Annotated in this window: 26 protein-coding genes; 6 read left to right on the forward strand and 20 right to left on the reverse strand. The window is 66.7% G+C overall.

All coding sequences use genetic code 11. The annotated features are described in order from the left end of the window. Window positions 1–21 precede the first annotated feature (21 nt). Window positions 22–930 carry a LysR family transcriptional regulator gene (locus tag I4484_RS18780; RefSeq protein ID WP_197448691.1) on the forward strand — a complete coding sequence of 303 codons (909 nt, stop codon included), beginning with the start codon at window positions 22–24 and terminating at the stop codon, window positions 928–930. A 6-nt stretch (window positions 931–936) separates the two neighbouring features. On the opposite strand, the gene I4484_RS18785 is transcribed toward I4484_RS18780, so the two are convergent. From I4484_RS18785 to I4484_RS18830, 10 genes are all read right to left on the reverse strand, one after another. Then, window positions 937–2,643: a hypothetical protein gene (locus I4484_RS18785; protein WP_197448692.1), complete on the reverse strand. Its 1,707-nt coding sequence runs from the start codon at window positions 2,641–2,643 to the stop codon at window positions 937–939. Window positions 2,644–2,736: 93 nt separating this feature from the next. Then, window positions 2,737–3,945, reverse strand: a complete 1,209-nt coding sequence (locus I4484_RS18790; RefSeq protein WP_197448693.1) for a benzoate/H(+) symporter BenE family transporter — start codon at window positions 3,943–3,945, stop codon at window positions 2,737–2,739. 100 nt (window positions 3,946–4,045) lie between these two features. Further along, window positions 4,046–5,299, reverse strand: a complete 1,254-nt coding sequence (locus I4484_RS18795) for a benzoate/H(+) symporter BenE family transporter (protein WP_197448694.1) — start codon at window positions 5,297–5,299, stop codon at window positions 4,046–4,048. 69 nt (window positions 5,300–5,368) lie between these two features. Beyond that, window positions 5,369–6,151, reverse strand: coding sequence for a benzoate diol dehydrogenase BenD (benD, locus tag I4484_RS18800; protein ID WP_197448695.1), 783 nt, complete (start codon window positions 6,149–6,151; stop codon window positions 5,369–5,371). Further along, window positions 6,148–7,191, reverse strand: coding sequence for a benzoate 1,2-dioxygenase electron transfer component BenC (gene benC, locus I4484_RS18805; protein WP_197448696.1), 1,044 nt, complete (start codon window positions 7,189–7,191; stop codon window positions 6,148–6,150). The genes benD and benC overlap by 4 nt, the downstream gene beginning before the upstream one ends. Before the next feature lie 31 nt (window positions 7,192–7,222). Then, window positions 7,223–7,708: a benzoate 1,2-dioxygenase small subunit gene (benB, locus tag I4484_RS18810; RefSeq protein ID WP_159554959.1), complete on the reverse strand. Its 486-nt coding sequence runs from the start codon at window positions 7,706–7,708 to the stop codon at window positions 7,223–7,225. Between the two features lie 14 nt (window positions 7,709–7,722). Beyond that, the gene (locus tag I4484_RS18815; RefSeq protein WP_197448697.1) at window positions 7,723–9,090 is read right to left on the reverse strand and encodes a Rieske 2Fe-2S domain-containing protein; all 1,368 of its coding nucleotides are present in this window, start codon (window positions 9,088–9,090) and stop codon (window positions 7,723–7,725) included. Window positions 9,091–9,202: 112 nt separating this feature from the next. Beyond that, entirely contained in the window at window positions 9,203–10,177 is a 975-nt protein-coding gene (gene catA, locus I4484_RS18820; protein WP_197448698.1) for a catechol 1,2-dioxygenase, read from the reverse strand. Between the two features lie 56 nt (window positions 10,178–10,233). Then, window positions 10,234–10,524 (reverse strand): muconolactone Delta-isomerase, encoded by a 291-nt coding sequence (catC, locus tag I4484_RS18825; RefSeq protein ID WP_197448699.1) that lies wholly within the window; start codon window positions 10,522–10,524, stop codon window positions 10,234–10,236. Between the two features lie 15 nt (window positions 10,525–10,539). Next, window positions 10,540–11,658: a muconate cycloisomerase family protein gene (locus tag I4484_RS18830; protein ID WP_197448700.1), complete on the reverse strand. Its 1,119-nt coding sequence runs from the start codon at window positions 11,656–11,658 to the stop codon at window positions 10,540–10,542. Window positions 11,659–11,760: 102 nt separating this feature from the next. Here I4484_RS18830 and I4484_RS18835 point away from each other — a divergent pair, with 102 nt between their 5' ends. Next, window positions 11,761–12,663: a LysR family transcriptional regulator gene (locus tag I4484_RS18835; protein WP_197448701.1), complete on the forward strand. Its 903-nt coding sequence runs from the start codon at window positions 11,761–11,763 to the stop codon at window positions 12,661–12,663. Between the two features lie 60 nt (window positions 12,664–12,723). On the opposite strand, the gene I4484_RS18840 is transcribed toward I4484_RS18835, so the two are convergent. Then, window positions 12,724–13,326, reverse strand: a complete 603-nt coding sequence (locus I4484_RS18840; protein ID WP_197448702.1) for a bifunctional 2-polyprenyl-6-hydroxyphenol methylase/3-demethylubiquinol 3-O-methyltransferase UbiG — start codon at window positions 13,324–13,326, stop codon at window positions 12,724–12,726. 159 nt (window positions 13,327–13,485) lie between these two features. On the opposite strand from I4484_RS18840, the gene I4484_RS18845 reads away from it, so the two are divergent. Continuing rightward, window positions 13,486–14,199: an SDR family NAD(P)-dependent oxidoreductase gene (locus tag I4484_RS18845; RefSeq protein WP_197448703.1), complete on the forward strand. Its 714-nt coding sequence runs from the start codon at window positions 13,486–13,488 to the stop codon at window positions 14,197–14,199. A gap of 6 nt (window positions 14,200–14,205) precedes the next feature. On the opposite strand, the gene I4484_RS18850 is transcribed toward I4484_RS18845, so the two are convergent. The 5 genes from I4484_RS18850 to pobA form a co-directional block, all read right to left on the reverse strand. Continuing rightward, window positions 14,206–15,429 (reverse strand): CaiB/BaiF CoA-transferase family protein, encoded by a 1,224-nt coding sequence (locus tag I4484_RS18850; protein ID WP_197448704.1) that lies wholly within the window; start codon window positions 15,427–15,429, stop codon window positions 14,206–14,208. A gap of 42 nt (window positions 15,430–15,471) precedes the next feature. Continuing rightward, complete coding sequence (locus tag I4484_RS18855) at window positions 15,472–16,977, reverse strand: tripartite tricarboxylate transporter permease (RefSeq protein WP_197448705.1); 1,506 nt, start codon at window positions 16,975–16,977, stop codon at window positions 15,472–15,474. Window positions 16,978–17,010: 33 nt separating this feature from the next. Beyond that, entirely contained in the window at window positions 17,011–17,511 is a 501-nt protein-coding gene (locus tag I4484_RS18860) for a tripartite tricarboxylate transporter TctB family protein (RefSeq protein WP_197448706.1), read from the reverse strand. Between the two features lie 74 nt (window positions 17,512–17,585). Next, on the reverse strand, window positions 17,586–18,518 hold the full coding sequence (locus I4484_RS18865; RefSeq protein ID WP_234283754.1) for a tripartite tricarboxylate transporter substrate binding protein: 933 nt from the start codon (window positions 18,516–18,518) through the stop codon (window positions 17,586–17,588). Between the two features lie 246 nt (window positions 18,519–18,764). Continuing rightward, window positions 18,765–19,949, reverse strand: a complete 1,185-nt coding sequence (gene pobA / locus I4484_RS18870) for a 4-hydroxybenzoate 3-monooxygenase (RefSeq protein WP_197448708.1) — start codon at window positions 19,947–19,949, stop codon at window positions 18,765–18,767. 149 nt (window positions 19,950–20,098) lie between these two features. On the opposite strand from pobA, the gene I4484_RS18875 reads away from it, so the two are divergent. Further along, complete coding sequence (locus I4484_RS18875; protein ID WP_197448709.1) at window positions 20,099–21,016, forward strand: helix-turn-helix domain-containing protein; 918 nt, start codon at window positions 20,099–20,101, stop codon at window positions 21,014–21,016. 49 nt (window positions 21,017–21,065) lie between these two features. Here I4484_RS18875 and I4484_RS18880 read toward each other — a convergent pair whose 3' ends face one another. From I4484_RS18880 to I4484_RS18895, 4 genes are all read right to left on the reverse strand, one after another. Next, window positions 21,066–22,355, reverse strand: a complete 1,290-nt coding sequence (locus I4484_RS18880) for a TRAP transporter large permease (protein WP_197448710.1) — start codon at window positions 22,353–22,355, stop codon at window positions 21,066–21,068. Then, the gene (locus tag I4484_RS18885) at window positions 22,345–22,872 is read right to left on the reverse strand and encodes a TRAP transporter small permease subunit (protein WP_197448711.1); all 528 of its coding nucleotides are present in this window, start codon (window positions 22,870–22,872) and stop codon (window positions 22,345–22,347) included. The genes I4484_RS18880 and I4484_RS18885 overlap by 11 nt, the downstream gene beginning before the upstream one ends. A gap of 3 nt (window positions 22,873–22,875) precedes the next feature. Continuing rightward, a complete protein-coding gene (locus I4484_RS18890) occupies window positions 22,876–23,904 on the reverse strand; it encodes a TRAP transporter substrate-binding protein (RefSeq protein WP_197448712.1) in 1,029 nt (342 codons plus the stop codon). A gap of 209 nt (window positions 23,905–24,113) precedes the next feature. Beyond that, window positions 24,114–24,785: a GntR family transcriptional regulator gene (locus I4484_RS18895; protein WP_197448713.1), complete on the reverse strand. Its 672-nt coding sequence runs from the start codon at window positions 24,783–24,785 to the stop codon at window positions 24,114–24,116. Between the two features lie 179 nt (window positions 24,786–24,964). Here I4484_RS18895 and I4484_RS18900 point away from each other — a divergent pair, with 179 nt between their 5' ends. After that, complete coding sequence (locus I4484_RS18900; RefSeq protein ID WP_234283753.1) at window positions 24,965–26,032, forward strand: aromatic ring-hydroxylating dioxygenase subunit alpha; 1,068 nt, start codon at window positions 24,965–24,967, stop codon at window positions 26,030–26,032. Beyond that, a complete protein-coding gene (locus I4484_RS18905) occupies window positions 26,029–27,000 on the forward strand; it encodes a PDR/VanB family oxidoreductase (protein ID WP_197448715.1) in 972 nt (323 codons plus the stop codon). The genes I4484_RS18900 and I4484_RS18905 overlap by 4 nt, the downstream gene beginning before the upstream one ends.

Genomic DNA, 27,000 nt, shown 5'->3' on the forward strand with positions numbered 1-27,000 from the left:
TGAGCTTACTGGAGCCCGCCCATGGAATTCCGTCAGCTCCATTATTTCGTCGCCGTGGTGGAAGAAGGCTCGATTTCGGCGGCGAGCCGCCGGGTGCATGTCGCCCAACCTGCGCTGACCCGCCAGATCCGTCTGCTGGAGGAAGATCTCGAGACGCGCCTATTCGATCGCCATGCCCGGGGCATGCGCCTGACGGTAGCCGGCCAGGCACTCTACGAGGAAGCGCAGGAACTGCTCGACCGGCGCACTCGGCTCAGGGCGCGCCTCTCTGCGCTTGGACAGGGCGTAATCGGCAAAGTCAGCCTGGGCGTGACGGTGACGCACCTGTGGGTGCCTGAGGTGGCAGGACTGCTCGGACGCTATCGCGACCGCTATCCACAGGTGGCCTTCGAGGTCTTCCCGCTGCTCTCGGGGCCGCAGCTGGATCGGCTGCGGGAAGGTAGCCTGGATGCCGGCATTCTCTACCTCGATGAAAGCGGCCCGCCGGGGCTCGAGACCCGCCTGCTGCAGCACGACCACCTGATCCTCGCCGTGCCGGAAGCCTCGCGTTGGGCATGCAAGCCGCCGGCAACACTCCCCGAGCTGGCCGATGCCGACTTCGTGTGGGGCTTCCGCAGCGCCTCACCGATCTACTTCGACCGCATCCAGGCCCACTTCCAGCGCCTCGACTTTCACCCCCGGGTCGTGCAGTACGGCGCGGACAATATCGCCATCCTCAGCATGGTGGCCGCAGGGCTGGGCATCGCCATCCTGCCGGCGGCCAGCAGCTGCCACCCCATGCCCGGCATTCGTTTCGTGAGCCTGCCGGAGCTCGATGCCTGCGCCATGCCGCTGTGGTTCGCCTGGCGACCGGACAACGACTCGCCGGCGCTCGACAACCTGATCGCGCTGGTCGAGAGCTTCGACGCGCCCGCCGGGATGGCCGATTAGGGCCCGTCAATCCGGCACCCCCAGCGCGGCAAACAGCTCGGCGAGTTCCGCCTCCTGGCGCCTGGCCTGCAGCAATTCGGCGTCCTCCACCGCGAAACGGCCCGAGCCGGCGCGCAGGTAGGTCTTGCCGCTCGTGGCGTCGACGAAGCGGACCTCCGATACCCTGGCGAGGCACTGCTTGAGGAAGGTGCAGTTGTTGGCCACCGCAAGCACGTCGCCGCCGGGATAGACCTCCGCCGGGCACGTCGCCGCGGTGTTGATCTTCTTGTAGCGCTCGATGTCGACCAGGCCCAGCGGGTCCAGGATGTGGAGTACCTCACGGGTGCCGTGGGCGATGACCTCGGGCGGGGTATGCCTGGGCACGCTGTTGTCGAGAAACACGTACTTGAAGCGCGGTCGCGGGCTGTCCAGCCACTTGAAGAACACCCTGGGCATGCCGTCGTAGGCCTCCACGCAGTGTCCCAGGAAGTCCGACACCGCCTTGTAGCGCCCGCGCTCCAGCCCCCGCTGCCAGCCCCTCTCCACCGTGGCCTCCGGCGGGGTGATGACGAAGTACATGTGCATGGTGGAGACATACTTGGCATAGGTGCCATCCAGCAATTGCGGCACCGTCTCCGACGAGAAGCTGTCGAAGCGAAAGCGGTCGATCAGCAGATGGGGAATGGTGCGATCCCGCTGCGCCTTGTCGCGGATGTAGCGATCGAGCTTGGCATCGATCAGCTTGACCTCCTTGCCCGCCAGGCGGCCGGCATACTTGTAGGCTTCCCCTAGCGCCTCATAGTCGAGCAGCAGGCGGCGCCAGATATCGGGAGTGATGGTGCCGTACCGATCCGGTGGCAGGCCCAGGTCCTGCAGCGTATGTCTCAGCAGGTGGCGCAGGGAGCTCTTGCCGGCCGCCGAGGCGCCCTTGAGGCTGACCAGGATCGGCTCGTCGGCAAGCGGCACCCGATCGTAGCCCTCCTGCTCGATGGCCCGCTCGACGTGCGGTGCCACCAGCTGGCCGATCAGGCGGCTGCCGTAGTCGTTGCCGGCATGCCGGGTGATCAAGCGCGCCAGCACCTCGCGGTCCATCCCGATATGGCCCTGGGCCGCGGCAATCGAACTCAGCACCCGATAGGCGCTCTTGTAGACGGCCTGCTCCAGCTCGTCCTGGGCCGCCAGCCCCCTCTGCTTGATGGCCTGGATGGCATCGTGGTGGCGCTCCTCCAGCGAGCGGCGATCCGGTGGCCGCGGCTGGGCAGGCCGCCTGCCCAGCCAACGCGCCAGCAAGGAGACGGGTTCGGGATCACCCGCCTCCGGTTCCGGGGCGAAGGCCTCCGCCAGGATCTCCTCCGCCCTGCCCCGTATCGACGCGCAGAGTCGGTCGAATGCCTGCTGGAACGCCGGCAGCTGGGGAGTGAGGTAGTCGGCCAGGATCCTGAGCACGATGCGGCGGAAGTTGTGCCCCAGCACCTCTTCCTGTTCGCCCTCGTGCACCAGGATGTCGGCGGTGACCCGCACGATCAGCTCGTGCAGCACCAGGCGCTCGGCGCGGAACGCGACCAGCTCCTCCTCCTCGAGCCCGGTGAGCACCCGCAGCTCGGGGATCTCGGCCAGGTCGGAAGAGACGTTGGCCGTGCGATGAATGGTCTCCAGGGGCCGGTAGCGCCTGGGCAGGTCGGCCTCGAGGCCGGGGTTCCACGCCGAGTACTCGGCAGCAGCTCGATCAAGCATAGGCGCCACGCACGTGCGGAGGTGTCAGGCCGATAGCCGGCGGTCATGCCTCGACATTGGCCGAATTTCTCATGCGGGGCAATCACGGCTCGATCACGGCTTCTCCTCGGCGGCAGCCGCCGCCCGCCGTACCGGCAACGCCAGGGGCCGGTGCAGCACCAGGTAGGCCGCGCCGCCGATCGCCACGCCCCAGAAGGCCGAGCCCAGGCCGAACAGGCTCATGCCCGAGGCGGTGGCCAGGAAGGTGATGATCGAGGCCTCGAGATGCTCCTTCTCGGCGGCCGCCGCGCTGAGGTTGCCGGCGATGGCGCCGATCAGCGCCAGCCCCGCCAGCAGGGCGACGAAGGTCACCGGCAGCGAGGTGAACAGCAGCACGATGCTGCCCGAGAACAGCGCGCCGAGCAGGTAGAAGAGACCATTGGCCACGCCGGCCACGTAGCGTTTGCCGGGGTCGGGGTGGGCCGCCTTGCCGGTGCACAGCGCCGCGGTGATGGCCGCCACTACCGTGGTGATGCCGCCGAACAGCGCCATCGGCAGCGATACCAGGCTGGTGACGGTGAGGATCGGCCGGGCCTGGGTGTCGTAGCCGGCGCCGCGCAGGATCGCCATGCCCGGCAGGAACTGGCCGGTAAGGCTGACCAGCGCCAGCGGCAGCGCCAGGCTCAGGGTCGCGCCCAGCGTCCACTCGGGGCGAATCGGCTCGGGCGACGCCAGCCGCCACGAGACACCCGCCAGGCTGGCGCCCTCCAGCCCCACCGCCAGCACGATCCCGACCAGCAGCAACAGCACCAGAAAGTAGCGCGGGAAGAGCCGCTTGAACCCCAGGTAGGCGGCGAGCATGCCCAGCGCCAGCAGCGGTGCCTCCTCCAGCGAGGTGAACACGCCGACGCCGAACTGGAACAGGATGCCGGCCATCATCGCCGCGGCGATGCCGGGCGGGATCAGCGCGACGATGCGGTCGAAGGCGCCGCTCACGCCGACCACGAAGACGATCAGCGCCGCGGTGAGATAAGCGCCCACGGCCTCGTTCAGCGACAGCTCGGGAAACAGCGTGACCAGCAGCGCCGTGCCCGGCGCCGACCAGGCGGTAACCACCGGCACCCTGAGCCACAGGCTCAGGCCGATGCCCGACACCGCGGCGCCGATGGAGATCGCCCACACCCAGGAGCTCATCATCGGGGGGGAGATATCCGCGCTCTGGGCGGCCTGGAAGAAGATCGCCAGCGGGCCGGCGTAGGAGATCAGCACCGCCACGAAGCCGGCCGTCACGGCCGACAGCGACCAGTCCTGGCGCAATGACATGTTTCACCTCGCATGGCAGAAAGAGGGGATTTCGAACGGATAAAAAAGGCCCGTAGCGAGGGATCGACCACGGGCCAACGGAGGAAGGTCTGACCGCCCGCTAGCGCGCCGTGGCGGTCTCCCCCTGCGAGCCGCGAGACTCGCGGGAGAAGTCGAAGTCGCGGAATTCCACCAGCATGGAGAGGCCCGCCCCCAGCACCAGTGCCCAGAAGGAGGAGCCGATGCCAAGGATCTGGATCCCCGAGACGGCGATCAGGAAGGAGAACATCGCCCCCACCTCATGCTTGCCGGAGAAGGTCATGTGCATGGCCGAGCTGATCACCCGCAGCAGCGCCAGCCCGGCGACGATGGCGATGAAGTAGCTCGGCATCGCCTCGATCAGGCTGAACACGAAGCCGTAGAAGGGCGCCGCCGTGACGAAGATGATGCCGACGATCACCGCCGCCACCCAGCGCTTGTCGTGGCTGCCGGCCTCCGGCCCCGAGCAGATCCCGGTCATCGGCGCGGCGATGCAGGTGCTGTGCAGGTTGAAGAAGGCCGAGACCATGGTGCCGAAGCCCCCCAGCGCGGTGATCGCGTTGGCCGGTGCGCTCTTGTAGCCCATGCCCTTGACCAGCCCCACCCCGGCGGGCGTCTCCATGCCGACGAGAATCAGTGCCAGCGGCAGGCCATAGGCCAGGAAGGCCTCCAGGGTGAAGGCCGGCATGATGAACTCGGGCAGCTTGAAGGAGAACGTCACGCTCGAGAAATCGGCGCCGGAGAGCGCCATGTAGCCGACGCCCACCAGCAGCGTGACCACCAGCGGCGGCACCCGGCGCAGGTAGCGCGCGGCGAAGAAGAAGGAGAGGATCATGATCGTCGCCGGCACCAAGGCATTCTGCAGCGGCATCACCATGTTGGTGCCGAACTTGAGCAGGATGCCCGCCACCATGCCCATCACGATGGGCATCGGAATCAAGCGCATGACCAGGCTCATCCACCCCGCCAGGCCCACCACCAGCGCGATGGCGCCCGCGATCAGCGTGGCGCCCAGCGCCTCGTTGAGGCCCACCAGGGGAATGACGGCGGCGAACAGCAGCGCGCCGGGAATCGAGTTGGCCATCGGCAGCGGCAGCCGGTAGTAAGCCGGCAGGAACAGCCCGAACAGGCCGTTGATCATCAGGTAGCTGATCACCCACAGCAGGGTGAACTCCTGGGGGAGCCCCGCCGCGGTGCCGGCGCTGATGTGGATGACGCCGGCGCTGAGGCCGAAGATCCCGGCCACCACGCCGGCACTCAGGTTGTCGGCGTTGAGGTCACGGAGGAAGTCGCGTGGCGCCGTGGCGAGTCCGGCGCCCTTCTCGATATGTTTCACGTTGTGCTCCAGGGGTTTTTTTATGATTGAAGTGTTGGTGCGAGTAGTGAACGTGTCGCGTGCGGCCGGTCAGCCGCTGTCACCTCCCGCCACCGGCACCACGCTGCCGGTGATGTAGCTGGCGTCGCGGGAGGCCAGGAACAGGATCGGGGCCGCCATCTCGTCCAGGGTGCCGTAGCGCCCCATCAGACAGCTGTTCTTGGTCTGGTCGATGTGGGCCTGGAACCAGGCTTGCTCCTGCTCGTTGCGTGGCTCGGGAGTACCGCGCGAGATCCGCCGGGGTGGCGCCTCGGTCCCGCCGGGGGCGGTGGCCACCACGCGAATGCCATGCTCGGCATATTCGAAGGCCAGGGAAGCGGTCAAGGCGTTGACGCCCCCCTTGGCCGCCGAGTAAGGAATCCGGTGGATACCGCGAGTCGCCGCTGACGACACGTTGACGATGACGCCACCACCCTGCTCCACCATGGGGGGCAGCGCCGCACGACAGCACCACAGGGTGGGCATCAGCGAACGGGTAATCTCGGCCGAGATCTGGCTTTCGGTGAACTCGGTGAAGGGTTTGAAGTTGATCGCTCCCCCCACGTTGTTGATCAGGATGTCGAGACATCCGTAGTGCTCGACGGTCCTACGCATCACTTCCTCGGCACCCTGCCAGGTCTCCAGGTCGGCCTGCAGCGCAATGGCCTCGACGCCCTGCTCGCACAGTCCCGCCACCACTTCATGGATAAGGTCGGAACGATCCACCAGCGCCAGCCGGGCGCCCTCGGCCCCGGCGCGCTCGGCGACGCGCCGGCCGATGCCCTGGGCGGCGCCGGTGATCACCATCGTCTGGTCCTGGAATCGGGCGCTCATGCCACCGCCTCCTTCTTCGCCTCTTCCGGCGCCAGGCTCGGGGTGAACTTCTCGTAGTGGAAGCTGGCCGGCGAGATGCCCTGCTCGCGGAAGTGGGTGAGTACCGCATCCACCATCGGCGGCGGCCCGCACAGGTAGACGTCGACCTCGCCGTCGTGGAGCAGCTCGGGGGCCATGTGGTGGGTCACGTAGCCCTTGCGAGGGTGCGCGCTGGCCGCGTCGGCCACCACCGTGGTGTAGGCGAAGTCGGGCAGCGCCTCAACGAAGGCGTCGAGCTCGTCGAGCTTGACCAGGTGGTCGTCGACGTTCACGCCGTAGAGCAGGCGCACCGGCTGGTCGCAGCCGCGCGCCTGCAGCTGGCGCAGCATGGAGAGGAACGGCGCCAGCCCGGTGCCGCCGGCCAGCATCAGCACGGGGCGCTCGACCTCGCGCAGGTAGAAGCTGCCCATCGGCCCGGTCAGGGTCAGGTCGTCCTCGGGCTTGGCCGCCCCGGTCAGGTAGCCGCTCATCAGGCCATTCGGCACGTTGCGGATGAGGAAGGTCGCGCGGCGCTCGCCGGGCAGCGAGCTGAACGAGTAGGAGCGGGTCTCGTCGCTGCCCGGCACCTGGATGTTGACGTACTGCCCCGGCAGGAAAGTGAGCCCCTCGCCTTCGTCGAGATCGACAACGAGCTCGAAGCTGTCCTCGGAGAGGCGCTCGACTTCGGCGACCCGGCCGGGGAACTCGCCGACGCCGGTCTTGCACAGGGTCGAGGCTACCGGCACCTGCACCACGCAGTCCGACGACGGCACCATCTGGCAGGTCAGCACCTTGCCTTCGGCGGCCTCCTCGTCGGAGAGCGCCTCGTCGAGGTACTCGTCGCCCAGGTCGAACGCACCCTGCTCGCAGGTGCCCTTGCAGGTGCCGCAGACACCGTCGGAGCAGTCCATCGGCAGATTGACCTTGTGGCGATAGGCGGCGTCGAGCACCGTCTCGCCTTCCTTGCAGCTGATGAAGCGGGTCACGCCGTCTTCGAAGTTGAGGGCTATGGTGTAGCTCATGCTCGTCTCCTCCCACCGGGATCGCGGTCGCTCAGACGTGGTAGACGTCGATGACCTGGTGGATGTAGTCGTTGTTCAGCACCACCTTCTTGTAGGTGATCAGCGGCGCGTCGCCGGACACGTCCAGGGTGTAGAACGACGTGCCGAAGTAGGCGTTGGTCTGCTGGTAGCGGTGGCTCAGGGTGTGCCAGTTGAAGCGCAGCTCGACCGTGTCGCCCTCCTGCGAGAGCACCTCCAGGTTGGAGACCTGGTGGGTGGTGCGCGGCTCGGGGATGCTGGTCGCCCCGGAGCGCTCGGTCTTGATGCGGTAGACGCGGTCCTCGAGCCCCTCGCGGTTGGGGTAGTAGATCAGCGAGATCTCGCTCTGCGGGTCCTCGGTCAGCCGGTCGTCGTCGTCCCAGGCCGGCATCCAGAACACCGCGTCCTTGTGGTAGCAGGTCAGCCACTCGTCCCACTGGCGGTCGTCGAGCAGCCGGGCCTCGCGATAGACAAAGGCCTGAATATCGAGATAAGTCATGACGGTGCCCTCCCTCAGGCCGACGCGGTGGCAATGAACTGGCTGCGCTCTTTCTCGATGGCGCGCAGCATCTCTTCGACCCAGTGCTTGTGATGCATCACGTAGAGACCCTCGTCCTCGGGCGAGGCGCCGCTGAGCAGCGGCTTCATGTCGATGGCGCGGGCGTTGTCGTCAGCGCCCTCGATCCACTGCCTGGCACCGCGGGAGAGATCGTTCCACTCGGCGTCGAGGCCGGCGTAGCCGTTCTGGCAGGCGCGGAACTCCTCCAGGTCGTCCGGCGTGCCCATGCCGCTGACGTTGAAGAAGTCCTCATACTGGCGGATGCGCAGGGCGCGGTTCTCGGCCGATTCGCCCTTGGGCGCGAAGCAGTAGATGGTGACCTCGCTCTTGTCCACGGCGATAGGCCGGATCACGCGGATCTGGGTGGAGAATTGGTCCATCAGGTAGACGTTGGGGTAGAGGCAGAGATTGCGGGTTTGGTTGACGATGGAGTCGGCGCGCGCCTCGCCGAGCTCCTGCTCGATGCGCTCGCGCTGGGCGTAGACCGGGCGCACCTCGGGGTTGAGCAGGCGCGTCCACAGCATCATGTGGCCGTTCTCATAGGAGTAGAAGCCGCCCATGCTCTTCGACCAGCCGTTGGCGTCCACCGCCTTGGTGCCGCCAGCATCGTAGTTGCGCCGCTCCATGGTCGAGGCGTAGTTCCAGTGCACGGTGCTGACGTGGTAGCCGTCGGCCCCGTTCTCGGCGCCCAGCTTCCAGTTGCCGTTGAAGGTGTAGGAGGAGGTGCCGCGCAGGATCTCGATGCCCTCCGGCGCCTGGTCGACGATGTTGTCGATGATCTTGGTGGTCTCGCCGAGGTACTCAGTGAGCGGGGCGACGTCGGCACTCAGGCTGCCGAACAGGAAGCCGCGATAGCTCTCGAAGCGCGCCACGCGCTTGAGGTCATGGGAGCCTTCCTGCTTGAAGCCCTCGGGGTAGGCGCCGGTCTTCTCGTTCTTGGCCTTGAGCAGCTTGCCGTCGTTCTTGAACGACCAGCCGTGGAACGGGCAGGTGAAAGTGCCCTTGTTGCCACGCTTCTTGCGGCACAGGGTGGCGCCGCGGTGGGCGCAGGCGTTGATCAGCGCGTGCAGCTCGCCCTGCTTGTCGCGGGTGATGATCACCGGCTGGCGGCCCATGGTGACGGTCATGTAGTCGCCCGGCTCGGCGATCTGGCTCTCGTGGGCCAGGAACAGCCAGTTGCCTTCGAAGATGTGCTTCATCTCCAGCTCGAAGAAGGCCGGGTCGGTGAACATGCTGCGGTGGCAGCGGAAGATGCCGTTCTCGGGGTCGTCGACGACGGCGCCGCGGACGCGTTTCTCGAGACGATCAAGCTGTGCGGTCATGGCTCCAACTCCTCGTTGCTCTTGTCTTGGGTCGTGAGGCTCCCCTACCCACCGGCCCGGGGCCGGCGGGGGAGCGCTGCATATTGGGATGGGGTCGGGACGCGGCGGGCGCTCAGACCTCGGCGGTGCCGGCCAGCTGGCTGGCCTGATCCTCGGCGTCTTCCAGGGCCCGCGGACGCTTGTGGCGAACCTGCAGCTCGGGGGCCTCGGTGCGCGCCAGCTCGACATCGAAGACCACCTCGGAGAACGGGCCGTCCAGTTCGCGCCGGGCGATCTCGGCCGGGTCCTCGATGCGGTTCGCCGGGACGACCAGCTCCTCACGGGTGGCGAAGGCGAAGTCGTCGAAGGTGTAGGGGTCGCCGGCCAGGTTGATCTGGGTGGTCAGGTGGCGATGCCCCGGCGCGGAAATGAAGAAGTGGATGTGCGCCGGACGCTGGCCGTGGCGGCCCAGGGCCTTGAGCACCTGGTCGGTGGGAGCGCCTTCCGGCACGCCGTAGCCGGAGGGGATGATGCTGCGCGCGGTATAGCGGCCCTGCGCATCGGTGACGATGGTGCGGCGCAGGTTGTATTCGCTCTGGGTCTTGTCGAAGAAGGAGTAGCCGCCCTTGGAGTCGGCGTGCCAGATCTCGACCTTGGCGCCGGCCACCGGCTTGCCGTCGACGTCACGCACCTGACCGGTCAGCCACATGGTTTCACCGTCCGGGTCCTGGCCGTCGTCCATGCGCGCGAAGCCCTCGGCCTCGGGGGCACCGGCGACATAGAGCGGGCCCTCGATGGTGCGCGGCGTACCGCCGTTGCGCTTGGCCTCGGCGTCGATGGCGTCCTGGCGCATGTCGAGGTAGTGGTCGAAGCCGAGCCCCGGCGAGAGCAGGCCGAACTGGGTCTGGCCGCCCAGCGCATTGAGCAGGCTGATGGTCGACCAGTACTCCTCCGGGGTGACGTCGAAGTCGTCGATCAGCCGGTACAGGTCGGAGAGCAGGCGATGCATGATCTGCTTGGCGCGGTGGCTGCCGCCCTGCTCGTCGAAGCCGGAGACGGCCTTCAGGAAGTTCTGCACCTCGGTGGTATCGAAGATCTTCACGGTCATGGGTCATTCCTCGTTGTCGTTGGTTGCCCTACGGGGCTGGCGTGATGCGTCGTGGCTCAGCTGTCGTCGTCGCGGATGGAGGACGGATGGCGGCACAGCGGCTTGACGCCGATCTCCATCCACGGGAAGAGCGGCAGGCCCGCGACGATCTCCTGCAGCTCGGCGTTGTCGCGCACGTCGAAGATGCTGACGTTGGCGTAGCTGCCGGCGACCCGCCACAGGTGGCGCCACTTGCCGGCGTGCTGAAGCTCCTGGGCGTACGCCTTCTCGCGCGCCTTGATCGCGGCGGCCTCTTCGGCCGGCATCGACGGCGGCAGCTTGACGGTCATTTCCACCTGGAAAAGCATGCGTGAGTCCTCCGGTTACTTGCGGGTGAAATGGGCGAGCTTGCCCTCATCCAGGGCGATGCCCAGCCCCGGCCCTTTCGGCAGCTCCACGCCGAACTCGCCGTAGGCGAGCGGCTCGGCGACGATGTCGTCCCTGAGCAGCAGCGGACCGAACATCTCGCTGCCCCAGGCCAGCTCGGGCAGCGTCGCCCAGGCGTGCAGCGAGGCGGCGGTGCCGATGGTGCCCTCGAGCAGGGTGCCGCCGTAGAGGCCGATGCCGGCCGCCTGGGCGACCTGGGCCAGCGCCAGGGCGCCGCGCGGGCCGCCGGCCTTGGCGATCTTCAGCGCATAGGCGCCATTGAAGCCGGCCGCGGCCAGGGCGAAGCCGTCGTGAGCGTCGGCCACCGCCTCGTCGGCCAGCATCGGCACCTCGAAGCGGTTGGCCAGGCGCACCAGGCCGGCATGCTCGCGGGCGGGAATCGGCTGCTCGACCAGGTCGATGCCGGCGGCCTGCAGCGCGGCGATGCCGCGCACGGCGGTGCTCTCGTCCCAGGCCTGGTTGACGTCGACCCTGACGCTTGCCCGCTCGCCCAGCGCCTCCTTGATCGCGGCCACGTGGCGCACGTCGTCGTCCACGGCGTTGGCGCCGATCTTGAGCTTGAAGTCGCAATGGCGGCGCTGCTCCAGGCGCTGGAAGGCCTCGTCGATGTCGCGAGCGGTATCGCCGCTGGCCAGGGTCCACAGCACCGGCAGGTGGTCGTGGCGCGCGCCGCCGAGCAGCTCGGCCACGGGCAGGCCCAGGCGCTTGCCCTGGGCGTCGAGCAGCGCGGTTTCCAGCGCCGACTTGGCGATGGCGTTGCCGCGGGCATGGCGGTCGAGCCGGGCCCGCAGCGCGGCGACGGCGCCCGCCGGCTGGCCGATCAGCAGCGGCGCCAGGTAGGCGTCGATGTTGCGCTTGATGCTCTCGGGGCTCTCGGGGCCGTAGGCGAGCCCGCCGATGGTGGTGCCCTCGCCCAGCCCCTCGATGCCGTCGGAGTCGCGCAGACGCACGATGACCAGCGTCTGGCAGGCCATGGTGGTCATGGAGAGCTTGTGGGGGCGGATGGTCGGCAGGTCGACCAGCAGCGTTTCGATGGACTCGATGACAGATGACATGCGCACTCCGGCGGTTCGGTGTTTCGATACCATGGCAGTCTGCTTGCCCCGGCGCGGCCGAACCAATATCGTTTAGGTCGTCAGCCATACCCTGGAGGTATCATGGAGCTGCGTCATCTGCGCTATTTCTGCGTCGTGGCAGAGGAGCTGAACCTGACCCGGGCGGCCGCCAGGCTGCACATGGCACAGCCGCCATTGTCACGCCAGATCAAGCAGTTGGAGGGAGAGATCGGCGCCGAGCTGTTCGAGCGGAGTGCCCGTGGGCTGCGCCTGACGCCGGCGGGCCAGCTCTTCCATGAGCATACCCTGCAGATAATGGAGAAGCTCGACACCACCATTGCCGCGACCCAGCGCCTGGCCCGCAGCAAGCGCGTGATGTTCGGCATCGGCTTCGTTCCTTCGGTGTTCTACGGGCAGTTGCCGCTGCTGGTGCGGGAATTACGACAAAAGGATAACGTCGAGCTGGTGCTGGCCGAGCTGACCACGGTGCAGCAGGTGAAGGCGCTCAAGAGCGGGCGCATCGACATGGGCTTCGGCCGCATGCGTATCGACGACCCCGACGTGGAGCAGGAGAACCTGTTCGACGAGCCGCTGATGGCGGCGCTGCCCGACGGCCATCCGCTGGCCGATACCGTGCCGACCCTGGCCCAGCTCGCCGAGTATCCGCTGGTGTTGTTCCCGGCCCAGCCGCGCCCCAGCCTGGCGGATATCACCCTGGGGCTGTTCCGCCGCCGCGGGCTCAAGGTCACCGTGGCGCAGGAGGCCAACGAGCTGCAGACTGCGCTCGGCCTGGTCGCCTCGGAGATCGGCATCACCCTGGTGCCGGAGCAGGTCAAGCGCGTCCGCCGCGACGGCATCGTCTACGTCTACCTCGCCGACCCGGGCCTGACCTCGCCGGTGATCTGCAGCCGGCGCAAGGGCGAGGCGCCCTCGCCGATCATGCAGGAGGCCAATGCCATTCTCGAGGTACTGGTGGAGAACCGCCGCAGCGGACGCTATCCCTAGGCGTCCCCCTGGGGCGCCGGCCGCGCTGGTGCCTGCACACGCCGCCGCCCCGCGAAAAAGCTACTGGGGCGTGGCCACGGCCAGGCACGACGCCCGGTTGCCGTGGCGCGACAGCACCCGGAACTCATCCAGCGCCAGGTCGGCGGCGTCGAGCTGCGCCTTGAAGACGTCCTCGTAGGTCACGCGGCCGAAGTCGATGCTGGTAAACCGCTTGAGCAGGGGCTTGAGGCGCTCCATCGTGGGCGAAGGGCGCAGTTGGATCGTCTGGGTGAAATAGAGCTGCCCGCCCGGCGCCAGCAGCCCGGCGCTGTGGCGCAAGGCCCGCTCGGGCTCGGGCAGCAGCATGAAGCTGGCGGAGAAATAGACCGCCTGATAGGGCCCGCCGCGATGATCGTAGACCGATTCGAGCCGCACCTCGGCGCGCTCTGCCAGAGCAGAGTCGTGCAGCCGCTTGCGGGCGCGCGCGACGTAATCGGCGTCGATGTCGATGCCAACGATGCGCAGCTCCTTGCGCTCGACCGCCTCGGCGTTGGCCAGCAGCGCGCCGGCGGTGCCGATACCGACGTCGAGCAGTGCGGCCCCCGCGGGCAGCCGCGCGAGCACTTCGGCGTACCAGCGGGCGGTGAGCCTGAGGATGAAGGTGTCGTAGACGATGCCTCTCATTGGCTCAGCCTATCATGTCTCGTTGGCAGGAAGTCGTCCCGGCGCGCACGGAGGGTTTGACGAAGGTCGGGTTGCGGCGCGAGGTCGGGAAGGCAAACATGTTAGCGAACGAAAGTACGCCATGCGTACACACGCCATCCGCCCGAACAAGGTCCCGACATGAGTGAACCCTGCGCAATCGTCACCGGCGGCGCTCGCAACATTGGTCAAGCGATCGCGCTGCGCCTGCAACAGGACGGCTATCGCACCATCGTGCTGGATATCGTCGAGCCCGAGGCCGAATCGCTGAGGGCCGATGCCCGCCTGGTCGACCTCGCCGAGGTGGAAGCCCCCCAGGCGGCGCTCGCGGAGATCGTCGAGAGCCACAGCGTGGATTGCCTGGTCAATAACGTGGGAATCGTCGCACCCGCGCTGCTCGACGAGACGCGAGTGGAGGACTTCGACCGCCTGATGCACCTCAATGTGCGCTCGGCCCTGGTCTGCACCCAGGCACTGCTGCCGGGTATGCGCGAACGGCGCCACGGCCGTATCGTCATCAACGCCAGCCGCGTGGTGCTGGGCAAGGAGGCGCGCAGCCTCTACAGCGCGACCAAGGGCGCGTTGCAGTCCATGGCCCGCACCTGGGCGCTGGAGCTGGCCGGCGACGGCATCACCGTCAACTGCGTCGCCCCCGGCCCCATCGCCACCAGCGCCTTCTGGGAGAACAACCCGCCGGACTCCGAACGCGCGCGGCGCATCATCGACAACATCCCGGCGCGGCGCATGGGCCAGCCCGAGGACGTGGCCCAGGCGGTGAGCTTCTTCTGCGACGCGCGCAGCGGCTTCGTTACCGGCCAGACCCTGTTCGTCTGCGGTGGCGTCAGCGTCGGCTGATGCGCGCTAAATAGCGCCGCGCCGGCGCAGCGCCTCGATCTCCTCCGGCGCCTTGCCGAGCAGCCGCGCCAGCACGGCGTCGGTGTCCTCGCCCAGCGCCGGCGGTGCCTTGCAATACTCGATCGGGGTGCGCGAATACTTGATCGGGTTGGCCACACCGGGCACCGGTCCGTGGCGCGACTCGAGCTCGATCTTCATCTCGCGCGCCTTGACCTGGGGGTCGTCGAAGACCTGGGCGATGTTCTGGATCGGTCCGCAGGGCACCGCGATCTCGCGCAGCAGTGCCATCCACTCGGTGCTGCTTCGGGTGCGGGTAATCTCGACCATGATCGGCACCAGCTCGAGGCGATGCCGGACCCGCTCGGGATTGGTCGCGAAGCGCGGATCCTCGGCCAGTTCGGGCCGCCCCACCGCCCGGCAGAAACGCTGGAACTGGCCGTCGTTGCCGATGGCGATGATCACCTTCTCGCCGTCGGCGGTGGGAAACGGCTGGTAGGGCACCAGGTTGGGGTGGTATTCGCCGGTGCGGGTAGGCGGCGTACCGCTGCAGAAGTAGTTCTGCGCCTGGTTGGCCAGCCAGCTCACCTGCACGTCGAGCAGGGCCATGTCGATGTACTGCCCTTCGCCGGTCAGGTGACGATGATGCAGCGCGCCGAGAATGGCAATGGTGGCGTTCATGCCGGTGGTCAGGTCCGCTACTGCCATGCCGACACGCTGAGGTCCCGCGCCGGGCTCGCCGTCAGCGGCTCCGGTGATGCTCATCAGGCCGCCCTGGGCCTGGATCAGGTAGTCGTAGCCGGCCATGGCGGCCATCGGCCCGGTCTGGCCGAAGCCGGTGATGGAACAGTAGATCAGCCCCGGGTTGATAGCCTCGAGGGTGACGTAGTCCAGGCCCTTGCGCGCCAGCCCGCCGCTCTTGAAGTTCTCGACCAGGATATCACTCTCGGCAGCCAGCTCGCGGATCAGCGCCTGGCCCTCGGGCTTGCCCATGTCGACGGTGACGGAGTGCTTGCCGCGGTTGGCCGAGAGGTAATAGGCCGACTCGCGGGTTGCGTTTCCCTCATGATCCGCGAGCCAGGGCGGCCCCCAGTGGCGCGTGTCGTCGCCGCTCGTCGGGCGCTCGATCTTGATCACCTCCGCGCCCATGTCGGCGAGCATCTGGGTGCACCAGGGCCCGGCCATGACCCGGCTCAGGTCGAGCACGCGCAGGCCTGTCAGTGGTCCCGCCATGTCAACGCCTCCCCGGGCTTGCGTTCCGTTCGTGGCCGGTGCTCATGGCGTCTCCTGTGTCGAAGCGGTGCGGGCGGACTGGCGGCGCGCCACGAAATAGCGATAGAGCGCCAGCACGATCGAGCCCAGCGTCAAGGCGATGAAGAACCATGTGATCGGACCGCGCGCGAAGATCGCCAGGTCGTTGCCGCCGATCAGCAGTGAGCGGCGCAAGTTGTCCTCGAACATCGGCCCCAGGATGAAGCCGATCAGAAACGGGGCAGCGGGGATCGCCGCGCGGTTGAAGACATAGCCGAGCACACCGAAGCCCAGCATCAGCCACACGTCGAAGGTATCGTTGTTGACCGCGTAGGCGCCGTAGACGCAGAACATCAACACGATGGGGAAGAGGATCTCCTTGGGAATGTCGGCGATCAGCGAGAAATACTTGATCGCGCCGTTGCCCACCACCAGCAGCACCAGCGAACTGAACATGATGCCCATGAACAGGGCGTAGATCAGCGGCAGATTCTCCTGGAACAGGATCGGCCCCGGCGTCAGGCCGTGCACCATGAAGGCACCGAGGATGATCGCGGTGATCACGTCGCCAGGAATGCCCAGTGACAGCAGCGGAATCATGGTCGCACCCGCCACGCCGTTATTGCCCGCCTCCGAGGCGGCTACGCCTTCCACTTCGCCTTTGCCGAAGTTGTCGCCCCGCGGCGAGCGGCGCCGGGCGTCGCTGTAGGAGATGAAGGCCGCGGCGGTCGCACCAGTACCGGGGATGGCACCGATGATCACGCCGATCAGGCTGCCGCGGATGATGCTTTTCATGCAGCGCTTGAGTTCGGCCAGTGAGAGGCCGGCCCCGCTGGCCTTGGCCTTGATGTGCGGCAGCGCCTTCTTGCGGTAGAACTCGATGATCTCGGGGATGGCGAACAGCCCGATCAGCAGCGGAATGAACGAGATCGAGTCCATCAGGTTGTAGTTGCCGAAGGTGAGCCGCTGGGAGCCGTAGACCTCGTCCAGCCCCACCAGCGAGAGCAGGATCCCCATCAGCGCCGCCAGCAGCCCCTTGATCATCGAGCCGCTGGCCAGTGAGATGATGATGGTCAACGAGAAGCAGATCAGCCAGAAGAACTCCGGGGCGCCGAAGTTCAGGGCGATCTTGGCCAGGTAGGCGGCGAAGAAGATCAACGCGATATTGGAGATGAAATCGGCGATCACCGACGAGTAGAGGGCTGTCTTCAGCGCCTTCTTGGCGTGCCCCTGCTGGGCCATGGGGTAGCCGTCGAGAAGGGTGCAGGCCGAGGCGGGCGAGCCCGGCGTACGGATCAGGATGGCGGTGATCGAGCCGCCGTACATGCCGCCCTTGTAGATGCCGACCAGCAGCAGGATGGCCGCCACCGGCTGCATGGAGAAGGTGAACGGCAGGGCCAGTGCCACCGCCATGGTGGCAGTCAGACCGGGGATGGAGCCTACCACCACGCCGATGACGACGCCCAGCGCGATGGCCAGGAAATTCTCCGGATGGAGGAAGAGCTGCAGGACTTCCGAAACGATTTCCATACGTCACCTAGTAGCAGGTTGTGCGATCTGCCATCAGAAAGGCATCACCGGTAGCGGCACGTTCATGACCTTGACGAAAAGAAAGGTGACGACGACGGGAAAGACAATGGCCAACCCATAGACCCACCAGGTACGCACCGGATGGGCGACGAACAGGATCAGGGTGGCCAGGATACCGCTGATCACCGCACCCAGCGCCTCGAACAGGGCCACGTAGACCACCAGCGCCACGACCATCAGGGCAAAGCGGCGTCGCGGCCCCTTCTCGATGCGGCGACCGTCCTCCTTGCCAGTGCTATCGACCATCAATCCCTGCACGATCAGCAGAAGAGAGAAGCCGAGCAGCAGCCCGCCCACGATGCGCGGCAGCCAGCGCGGCGACATCATGGGGTTCTGCAGGATGGGCGGCTCATTGATGTAGTTGGGCACCAGATAGAACAGCAGTATCACGGAAGCAATCAGCAGCACGCTCCCTGCCAGGACGTCGCCCGGATCGCGGATCGGTCCACCGCGCTTGTAAACGGGTGTCGACATAACCACCTCGCTGGAGAAACAGGTGAGGCGAGGACAAAGCCCTCGCCTCGACGATCGCTGGGTCGTTTCCGGTGTTACTGGCTGATGCCGGCCTGCTCGGCCACGTCCTGCCAGCGCTCCACCTCTTGGGCGATGAACTGCTTGAACTCCTCGCCGGCCACCTGGCCCGGCTCGGCGCCCAGCTGATCGGCGAAGTTGACGAACTCCTCGCGCTGCATCACGGCGCCGAGCGCTTCATGCATGGCATCCTGCGCTTCCTCGGGGAACGACTCGTGGGCGATCAGGCCGAACCAGGCGGTGGTGACGAACTGGTCGAGGTTGTAATCGCCCACTTCGCGCAGGGTCGGCACGTCGGGCAGATGTTCGGAGCGCTCGGCGGAGGTGACGGCCAGGGCCTTCAGGTCGCCGGACTGAATGTGCGAGAGCACGGTCGGCATGTTTTCGAACGACACGTCGACATCGCCGCCCAGCAGGGCCGGCAGGGCCGCGCCGCTGCCGGCGAACGGCACCGCCGTCATGTTGGTCTCGGTCAGGGTCTTGAACAGCTCGCCGGACATATGGATGGAGCTGCCCACGCCGCTGTGGCTGAAGGTCATGTTCTGCTCCTTGGCCGCCTCGACGAACTCGGCCACGCTGTCGTAAGGGCTGTCGGCCGGCACGACCATGACATTGGGAATGTCGATCAGGTTCTGCAGGAAGACGAAGTCCTCGACCGGATCGTAGGCCAGGTCCGGGTAGATCGCCGCGCCGATGGTGTGGCCTGGGGAGGCCATCAGGATCGTGTGGTCGACATCGTGGCCACCCCGCGCCAGGCGCCCGGTGGCCACGGTGGAACCCGCGCCGGGGCGATTCTCGACCACTACGTTGGCATCCAGCTCCTCTTGCAGCAGGTCGGCGACGCGGCGCGAGAGAACGTCGGTGGTACCACCCGGCGCATAGGGAACGACCAGACGCACGTCGTCGGTCGGCCACTCATTGGCATGGACCGTCGAGACGGATACTGCCATTGCCAGACCACTACCGCATGCCGCCAGGCACGCCTTTTTCAGGAAGTCTCTCATTACGCCACCTTCGTTGTCGTCAACCGGGTTGTTCGCTAAGCGTACATGTATTCGCGATGACAACGAGAGTACTTTGTTAGCCCACCCCCCCAAACCCGACCTTAGTCTTACCTTGCCCCCTCCTCGCCCAAGAAAAACCCGGGCCAGCCATCAGCGCCCGGGTCAAGGAGGGGATCAGGAAGGAAGACGCCGCTACTCCAGCGACTCGTAGGGCAGCCCGACGTAGTTCTCGGCGATGGTCGTGAGGCCCGCTTCCGACGAGGTGAGGTAGTCGAGTTCGGCCTCGCGCATGCGGGTCTCGAAATCCGCCTCGTCGGAGAACTTATGCAGCAGCGAGGTCATCCACCAGGAGAAGCGCTCGGCCTTCCAGATCCGCTTGAGGCAGGTCTGCGAGTAGCGGGGAATCAGGTCGGTGCGGCCCTCTTGGTAGACCTTGACCATCAGCCGGTAGAGCGTATTGACGTCGCTGGCCGCCAGGTTGAGTCCCTTGGCGCCGGTGGGCGGCACGATATGGGCGGCGTCACCCACCAGGAACAGCTTGCCGTACTGCATCGGCTCGACCACGAAGCTGCGCAGCGGGGCGATGCTCTTCTCCAGCGAAGGCCCGGTAACCAGCTTGGCCGCCACGTCCTCGGGCAGGCGGCGCTTGAGCTCCTCCCAGAAGCGCTCATCGGACCAGTCTTCGACCTTCTCGTCGAGCGGCACCTGCACGTAGTAGCGGCTGCGTGTGGGCGAGCGCATGCTGCACAGGGCGAAGCCGCGCTCGTGGCGGGCGTAGATCAGCTCGTCGGCGACCGGCGGGGTATCGGCGAGCAGGCCCAGCCAGCCGAACGGATAGACCTTCTCGAATGCCTTGATGCGGTCCGCCGGGATCGACTGGCGCGACACGCCGTGGAAGCCGTCGCAGCCGGCCACATAGTCGCAGTCGAGGCGCACGGTCTCGCCGTCCTTCTCGAAGGTGACGTAGGGAGTATCGGTTTCGAGGGCATGGGGCCGGACGTTGTCGGCCTCGTAGATCGTCGTGCCGCCGATCGCCTCGCGGGCTTCCATCAGGTCGCGGGTGACCTCGGTCTGGCCATAGACCATCACCGTCTTGCCGCCGGTCAATCCGGCCAGATCGACCCGCACGCGGCGGTTGTCCAGGGCCAGCTCGACGCCGTCGTGCACCTCGCCCTCCTCCTCCATGCGCTTGGCGACACCCGCCTCGCGCAGCAGGTCGACCATGCCCTGCTCCAGCACGCCGGCGCGGATACGGCTGAGCACGTAGTCGCCGCTCTTGCGTTCGAGAATCACGTTGTCGATGCCGTGGCGGCTCAGCAGCTGGCCCAGCAGCAGCCCCGAGGGGCCGGCACCGATGATGGCGACTTGGGTCTTCATGAGCAATGCCTCATTGTCTCGTCCGGGGTGACATGAGTTGCATTTTTCAATGAAAAGATTCGGATTTTAAGGCAAGATTCTTTTCATCATTTGGACTTTTCGAGCCAAAACGATCGACTTTAGTCGTATCCGGCGAGCAGGAGACGTACATGTCCCAGCCAACGAAGACACCCGTTCCGATCTTCAAGCTCTACGGCGAGACCCGCCACTGGCCGACGCCGGACCTGCTCCACTGCGAGTCGATCCCCGAGCGCAGCCGGCTGCACGACTGGCATATCCGCCCTCATCGACATGCCGACCTGGTGCATGTGCTGCACGTTGCCCACGGCCAGGTCGAACTCGAGCTGGAGGGCATTCGCCATGCGCTTCGAGGGCCATTGATCATCGTGGTGCCGGCGCTGGCCATTCATGGCTTTCGCTTTTCGCAGGACATCGAAGGGCATATCGTCACCCTGGCGCAGCCGCTGGCCGAGCGGCTGGGGCAGCGGCTCGGGGAGCAGGCCAAGGTGCTGCGCCATGCCGACTATCACCCTCTGGCGCGCTCGCCCCAGGCCCGGCGCCTGGCCACCCTGGTCGAACAGATCGATGCCGAGTATCGCCAGCCCGCGCCGGGGCGCGACCGTATGCTGGGCGCGCTGGTCGAGGCCCTGGCGGTGGCGCTGGCGCGACTGGCCGAACCCCACGGACCGTCCGCGACCCCCACGGGGGTGCGCCAGCGCGACCGTGGACACGAGCACCTGGCGAGCTTCCAGGCGCTGATCGAGGCGCAGTACCGCCAGCAGCCGAGCATCGAGCGGTTTGCCGAACAGCTCGGCATGAGCAGCGCGCACCTCAACGCCCTGTGCCGCCGCCTGGCCGATCGCAGTGCGCTGCAGCTGCTTCACGAACGCCTGCTGCTCGAAGCCAAGCGTCAGCTCACCTACACCAACATGACCATCAGCCAGGTTGCCGATAGCCTGGGCTTCTCCGAACCGGCCTATTTCACCCGTTTCTTCAAGCGCAATACAGGCTTCTCGCCGCGTGACTTCCGGCTGCGCCAGCACGCAAGCGAAGCCTCGAAAACGTGACGCCCCCGGCTCGGGCATGCCGAGCCGGGGGCGTCACGCGTCGCCGCGCTCAGATCAGGAACAGCGTCGTGAGCACGGGGAACGCCACCAGCAGCGCCAGGCGGATGAAATCCGAGACGATGAAGGGCGCCACGCCGCGGAAGATCTCGCCCAGCCCCACGTGGGGGGCCATTGCCTTGATCACGAAGACGTTCATCCCCACCGGCGGAGTGATCAGCCCCAGCTCCACGGTCAGCACCGTGATGATGCCGAACCATACCGGGTCGATGCCCAGGGACTGGATGATCGGGTACACCACCGGCACGGTGATCACCAGCATGGCGATGGAATCCATGAACATCCCCAGCACGAAGTAGAGCAGCAGGATGCACAGCACCACCACCATCGGGGTCAGGTCCGCGCCGTAGAGAAAGTCGCTGATCGAGAACGAGATCCGCGACACCGAGATGAAGTAGCCCAGGGTCTCGGCCCCCACCAGCATGAAGAACACCACCGCGGAGAGCGCCAGGGTCTCCTGCACGCTGTGCCACAGCCCGCTCCAGCGCATGCCCTTGGCCAGGGCGTAGAGCAGCGTGGCGAAGGCGCCCACGCTGGCCCCTTCGGTGGGGGTGAAGGCGCCGAAGTAGATGCCCAGGATCATCACCAGGAACACGGCGAAGAAGGGCACCAGCCCGCCCATCGAGAGCAGCTTCTCCTTCCACGGTGTCGGCTCGCCGGCCACCGCCAGCGAGGGGCGCAGGCGCATCACCACGCTGACCGTCAGCGCGTACATCACCAGCCCCATCAGCCCCGGCACCAGCCCGGCCATGAACATGTCGCCCACCGACTGCTCGGTGAGGATGGCGTAGATCAGCAGTGCGATGGAGGGCGGAATCATGATGCCGAGCGTGCCGCCGGCGGCCAGGGCGCCGGTGGCGAGGCCGCGGTGGTAGCCGTAGCGCTCCATCTCCGGCAGCGCGACCCGGGTCATGGTGCTGGCCGTGGCCAGCGACGAGCCGGAGATCGCCGAGAAGATGCCGCACGAGCCCACCGCGGCGATCGCCAGGCCGCCCTTCCAGCCGCCGCAGATCACGCGGGTCGAGTGGAACAGCTTGCCAGCCATGCCGGAGTGCGCCGCCAGCACGCCCATCAGGATGAACATCGGCACGGCGCTGAAGCTGTAGTTGGAGAGGACTTCCACCGGCACCGTCTTGAGCTGGGCAATCGCCGCCCCCCAGCTGATCACCTGGGCGAAGCCCACCACCCCGACCGCCAGCATGGTCAGCGCCACCGGCACGCGCAGCACCATCAGCACCAGCAGCATGCAAAGCCCAATGGCTCCGATCATCTCACTCCCCATGGGAGACCTCCTGTTCGGCGCCGAACATCGCGCCGAGCAGCGCGTGAATCAGGCTGCGCAGCCCCAGCAGCAGGCTGAGTGCCGCGGCCGCCCAGTAGATGGGCCCCATCGGCAGGCGCAGATCCTGGGTGACCTCGCCATGGCGGGTCGCCGCCGCGGCCGAGTCGAGCAGGCCGAGAAACAGCACCAGGCCGAGGGCGGCGAAGCCCAGCAGGTAGACACCGTGCAGGCGCGCCTTGATGGCAGGCGAGAGGCCATGAGAAAAGGCCTCCACCACCACCTGACTCTTCTCCACGCTGGCCGCCATGGCCGCCAGCAGCGCACAGAGCATCAGATAGCTCACCAGTTCCACGCTGCCGGAGACGCGCAGAGCAATGGCGCCCTCGGTGAGACGGTAGAGATAACGCGTGCCGACGTCGGCGATGGTCACCGTCAGCAGGGCCAGCAGGGCCACACCGGCGACGACTCGACAGACGAGGGCCAGCCAGTGGCTGGCCCGTTCGAGGAGCGCCTGCATGGCTTACCCCTGGTCGCCCGCGCAGGATTCGCTGGCGGCGAGCGCCGCCTCGTAGACCTCTCGGGCCGGCAGGCCGCGCTCCTCGACCTGGGCCAGGTAGCTCTCGATACCCTGCTGCAGCGGCGCCTGCCAGTCCGGGTTCTCCAGCGGGTTCTCGATCTCGCGGATGGTGTGGCCGGCGTCCCTGGCCTCCTGCTTGCCCTCGACGTCGAGCCGGTCGAAGACGGCACCGGCGTTCTCGGCCCACTTCATGCCGGAGTTGGCGTCGATCACCGCCTGCTGTTCGGGGCTCAGGCCGTCATAGGTGCGCTGACTCATGGTGGCGACGAAGATCAGCGTGTAGAACGGCACCTCGGTGTGGTACTCGACCAGCTCGTTGATGCGGAAGCCCTTGAGGCCTTCCCACGGGAAGCTCAGGCCGTCGACCACGCCGCGCTGCATGGCGGTATAGATCTCCGGCGCCGGCATGCCCACCGGGTTGGCACCCATGGCCTCGAGCATCTCGCCGGCCACAGCGGTGGGCCGGCGAATGCGCAACCCCTCGAGGTCGGACGGCACCTGCACGTCGGTGTCGATGGTGTGGATCCCACCCGGCCCGGTGGTGAACATGAACAGCGGCCGCGTGTCGCCATACTCCTCGTCGAGGTGGCCTTCGTCGTAGAGCGTCTGCAGCACGCAGGCGCCCTGGGTCGCGTTGGTCGCCACCCCCGGCAGCTCGACGATCTGCGACAGCGGGAAGCGCCCGGCGGTATAGCCCTGGGCCGTGGCCCCGATGTCGGCGATCCCGTTGCCTACCGCCTCGTAGATGGCGTCGGGCTTGGCCAGGGTACCGGAGGGGAACATCTCGACGCGCAGCTCGCCGCCGGACTCCTCCTCGATGGTCTTGGCCCAGGCCTCGAAGATCTCCTGGTTGATGCCCGAAGCGCCCGGCCAGAAGTGGGCCATGCGCAGGGTGGTCGCGGCTTGGGCCGAGGCAACGGTGAGGCTGGCAATGGATGCCGCCAGCAGACAGCGCGTCAGGATACGGTTCATGGGGTGCCTCCGAGTATCGTTATAATGATCAGCGCATTTGTTCGGCATCCGAATATACGTTCGGATTTAGGGATAAGCTACCCCACCAATACGCATTCCGATAATCGACATTAGTCTAGGGTGCTTGGATTTTTCACTTATCCAACTAGTTGATTCAAAGCATAATGTTTGCTTAAACAAGGATTATTCCCAGCCTCTTCTTGGACTTTTCACGCACCCAACAACTCCCCGTAGCGCAGTCCAATGAAGGCGTGCTCGCGCATCAGCATCTCGGCTCGGGCACCCTCGCCGTGGCGCAGTGCCTGGACCACCAGCTCATGCTGGGTCTGGGCCAGCTGCAGCTTGCGGTATTCGCGATCGAGCGCCTCGCTGTCGATGACGATGGAGTCGGCGGCCGCGAAAGGCAGATGATTATTGCGGGCAATGGCGTCGCCGATCACCGGGCTGCCGGACGAACCGACGATGGTTTGGTGAAAGTGGCGGTTGAGTTCGCTCCAGACGTCGACATCGCGCTCCTCGAGGTAGCCCTTGGCCAGCAGCTCCCGCCCTCGTTGGATCCAAACCAGCAGCTCGGCCTCCAGCGCGCCGGACAAGCCCTGTTCGGCCACGCGCCGCGCCGCCAGCCCCTCGAGCACCCCTCGCACTTCCACCGCACAGAGCACGTCGGCCTCGGTGAACTCCCGCACCATGAAGCCGCGCTTGCCGGCCCGCTGCAGCAACCCCTCCTGCTCCAGGGTGCGGAAAGCCAGGCGCACCGGCGTCCGTGAGACGCCCAGTTGCTCCGATACGGCCACCTCGCCGAGACGCTCGCCCGGCCCGTAGGCGCCCTCGCCGATCAGCTTGCGCAGCCGGCTCACCACGCTCTTGTCGGTGTTGCTCACAGGTGCTCCCCGTTATCTCTGCGATTTTCGCCACGAAAGAAATGGATCCAACTAAAGCATAAGTTGACCAATTGCATGCCTCAGGTCTCTACTTTGGATCCAAACATAACATTTTCGACCCAAGAGGGTAAGGCGGTTCCATGTCGAGTGCAGGAACCCGAGACCCCGAGGAGAGCACCGTGACACTCCAAGCCCCCTTCCCCAAGAATACCTGGTACGTCGCCTGCACCCCGGACGAGATCGAGGACAAGCCGCTGGGGCGCACCATCTGCAACGAGCCGATCGTTTTCTTCCGCGGCGATGAGGGCCGCGTGGCCGCGGTGGAGGACTTCTGCCCCCACCGTGGCGCCCCGCTGTCGCTGGGCTTCGTGCGCGACAGCAAGCTGGTGTGCGGCTACCACGGCCTCGAGATGGGCTGCGACGGCAAGTGCGCCAGCATGCCGGGCCAGCGGGTGCGTGGCTTCCCGAGCATCCGCGCCTACCCGGTGGAGGAGCGCCACGGCTTCGTGTGGCTCTGGCCGGGCGATCCGGAGAAGGCCGACCCGAGCCTGATTCCCGAGCTGCTCTGGGCCAATAGTCCCGACTGGGCCTATGGCGGCGGGCTCTACCACGTCCGCTGCGAATATCGCCTGATGATCGACAACCTCATGGACCTGACCCATGAGACCTACGTGCACGCCTCCAGCATCGGCCAGCCGGAGATCGAGGAGGCAGCGCCCGAGACCTCCGTCAACGGCGAAGAAGTCATCACCAGCCGCCACATGGAGAACATACCGGCGCCGCCGTTCTGGCAAGCCGCCCTGCGCGGCTGCGGCCTGGCCGATGACGTGCCGGTGGATCGCTGGCAGATCTGCCGCTTCACCCCGCCAAGCCACGTGCACATCGACGTGGGCGTGGCCCATGCCGGCCACGGCGGCTATGACGCCCCGGCGGAGGTCAAGGCCTCGAGCATCGTGGTCGATTTCATCACTCCCGAGACCGACACCTCGATCTGGTACTTCTGGGGCATGGCACGCAACTTCAAGCCGGAGGACAGCGAGCTCACCGACAAGATCCGCGAGGGCCAGGGCAAGATTTTCGCCGAGGACCTGGAGATGCTCGAGGCGCAGCAGCGCAACCTGCTGCGCTATCCCGAGCGCCAGCTGCTCAAGCTCAACATCGACGGCGGCGGCGTGCAGGCCAGGCGCATCATCGATCGCATTCTCACTGAGGAGCGCGAAGACAGCCAAGCGGGAGCGACGGTATGAGCAGCAGCGTTCCCCTTTCGCTGATCGTCGAGGTCAAGGCGCGTCACGACGAAGCCCGGGATATCGTCACCTTCGAGCTGGCCGATCCCCACGGCCGGCCGCTGCCGGCATTCAGCGCCGGGGCACATATCGACGTGAGGGTGAAGGATGGAGTGATCCGCCAATACTCCTTGTGCAACCACCCCGAGGAGCGCGACCGCTACCTGATCGGGGTACTGCGCGACCCCGCTTCCCGGGGCGGCTCGCTGGCCATGCACGAGGAGATCCAGGTGGGCGATCTGGTCCAGGTCAGTGCGCCCAAGAACCACTTCGCGCTCAAGCCGGCCGGGCGCACCCTGCTGCTGGCCGGCGGCATCGGCATCACCCCCCTGCTGTGCATGGCCGAGCGCCTGGCTCATACCCAGGCCGAGTTCGAGCTGCACTACTGCACCCGTTCGCCCGAGCGCACCGCCTTTCGCCAGCGTATCGCCGCCTCCGGCTTCGCCGAACGCGTCCACTTCCACTTCGATGATGGCGAGCCGGACCAGCGGCTGGATCTCGAGGCGCTGGTCGCCACCCCGGATCCCGACGCCCGGGTCTATGTCTGCGGCCCAACTGGTTTCATCGAGGCGGTGCTGACGGCCTGCAAGGCGGCAGGCTGGCCCAGCGAGCGGCTGCACACCGAGTACTTCGCCGGCGCCGTGGCCGACACCGCCGACGACGACAGCTTCGAGGTCAGGATCGCCAGTAGCGGCGCCAGCTTCGCCGTGCCCGCCGACAAGACGGTGCATCAGGTGCTGGCCGAGAACGGCATCGAGATCATGGTCTCCTGCGAACAGGGGGTCTGCGGCACCTGCCTGACCCGGGTGCTGGAGGGTGAACCCGACCACCGCGACCTCTACCTGGACGACGACGAGCACGCCGCCAACGATCAGTTCACCCCCTGCTGCTCGCGGGCCAAGAGCCAGATGCTGGTGCTGGACCTATAA

It is taken from the genome of Halomonas sp. SS10-MC5 (assembly GCF_015992245.1).
Lineage (GTDB): Bacteria > Pseudomonadota > Gammaproteobacteria > Pseudomonadales > Halomonadaceae > Halomonas > Halomonas sulfidoxydans.

Bases quoted from the DNA above. Each gene is read 5' to 3' on its own strand.
- I4484_RS18880 (WP_197448710.1), bottom strand. From the start codon at position 22,355: ATGGGGAGTGAGATGATCGGAGCCATTGGGCTTTGCATGCTGCTGGTG.
- I4484_RS18815 (WP_197448697.1), bottom strand. From the start codon at position 9,090: ATGACCGCACAGCTTGATCGTCTCGAGAAACGCGTCCGCGGCGCCGTC.
- I4484_RS18860 (WP_197448706.1), bottom strand. From the start codon at position 17,511: ATGTCGACACCCGTTTACAAGCGCGGTGGACCGATCCGCGATCCGGGC.
- I4484_RS18850 (WP_197448704.1), bottom strand. From the start codon at position 15,429: ATGGCGGGACCACTGACAGGCCTGCGCGTGCTCGACCTGAGCCGGGTC.
- catC (WP_197448699.1), bottom strand. From the start codon at position 10,524: ATGCTTTTCCAGGTGGAAATGACCGTCAAGCTGCCGCCGTCGATGCCG.
- I4484_RS18780 (WP_197448691.1), top strand. From the start codon at position 22: ATGGAATTCCGTCAGCTCCATTATTTCGTCGCCGTGGTGGAAGAAGGC.
- I4484_RS18840 (WP_197448702.1), bottom strand. From the start codon at position 13,326: ATGAGAGGCATCGTCTACGACACCTTCATCCTCAGGCTCACCGCCCGC.
- I4484_RS18875 (WP_197448709.1), top strand. From the start codon at position 20,099: ATGTCCCAGCCAACGAAGACACCCGTTCCGATCTTCAAGCTCTACGGC.
- I4484_RS18855 (WP_197448705.1), bottom strand. From the start codon at position 16,977: ATGGAAATCGTTTCGGAAGTCCTGCAGCTCTTCCTCCATCCGGAGAAT.
- I4484_RS18835 (WP_197448701.1), top strand. From the start codon at position 11,761: ATGGAGCTGCGTCATCTGCGCTATTTCTGCGTCGTGGCAGAGGAGCTG.
- I4484_RS18865 (WP_234283754.1), bottom strand. From the start codon at position 18,518: ATGGCAGTATCCGTCTCGACGGTCCATGCCAATGAGTGGCCGACCGAC.
- pobA (WP_197448708.1), bottom strand. From the start codon at position 19,949: ATGAAGACCCAAGTCGCCATCATCGGTGCCGGCCCCTCGGGGCTGCTG.
- benD (WP_197448695.1), bottom strand. From the start codon at position 6,151: ATGAGCGCCCGATTCCAGGACCAGACGATGGTGATCACCGGCGCCGCC.
- benC (WP_197448696.1), bottom strand. From the start codon at position 7,191: ATGAGCTACACCATAGCCCTCAACTTCGAAGACGGCGTGACCCGCTTC.
- I4484_RS18885 (WP_197448711.1), bottom strand. From the start codon at position 22,872: ATGCAGGCGCTCCTCGAACGGGCCAGCCACTGGCTGGCCCTCGTCTGT.
- I4484_RS18830 (WP_197448700.1), bottom strand. From the start codon at position 11,658: ATGTCATCTGTCATCGAGTCCATCGAAACGCTGCTGGTCGACCTGCCG.
- benB (WP_159554959.1), bottom strand. From the start codon at position 7,708: ATGACTTATCTCGATATTCAGGCCTTTGTCTATCGCGAGGCCCGGCTG.
- I4484_RS18790 (WP_197448693.1), bottom strand. From the start codon at position 3,945: ATGTCATTGCGCCAGGACTGGTCGCTGTCGGCCGTGACGGCCGGCTTC.
- I4484_RS18890 (WP_197448712.1), bottom strand. From the start codon at position 23,904: ATGAACCGTATCCTGACGCGCTGTCTGCTGGCGGCATCCATTGCCAGC.
- I4484_RS18845 (WP_197448703.1), top strand. From the start codon at position 13,486: ATGAGTGAACCCTGCGCAATCGTCACCGGCGGCGCTCGCAACATTGGT.
- I4484_RS18905 (WP_197448715.1), top strand. From the start codon at position 26,029: ATGAGCAGCAGCGTTCCCCTTTCGCTGATCGTCGAGGTCAAGGCGCGT.
- catA (WP_197448698.1), bottom strand. From the start codon at position 10,177: ATGACCGTGAAGATCTTCGATACCACCGAGGTGCAGAACTTCCTGAAG.
- I4484_RS18785 (WP_197448692.1), bottom strand. From the start codon at position 2,643: ATGCTTGATCGAGCTGCTGCCGAGTACTCGGCGTGGAACCCCGGCCTC.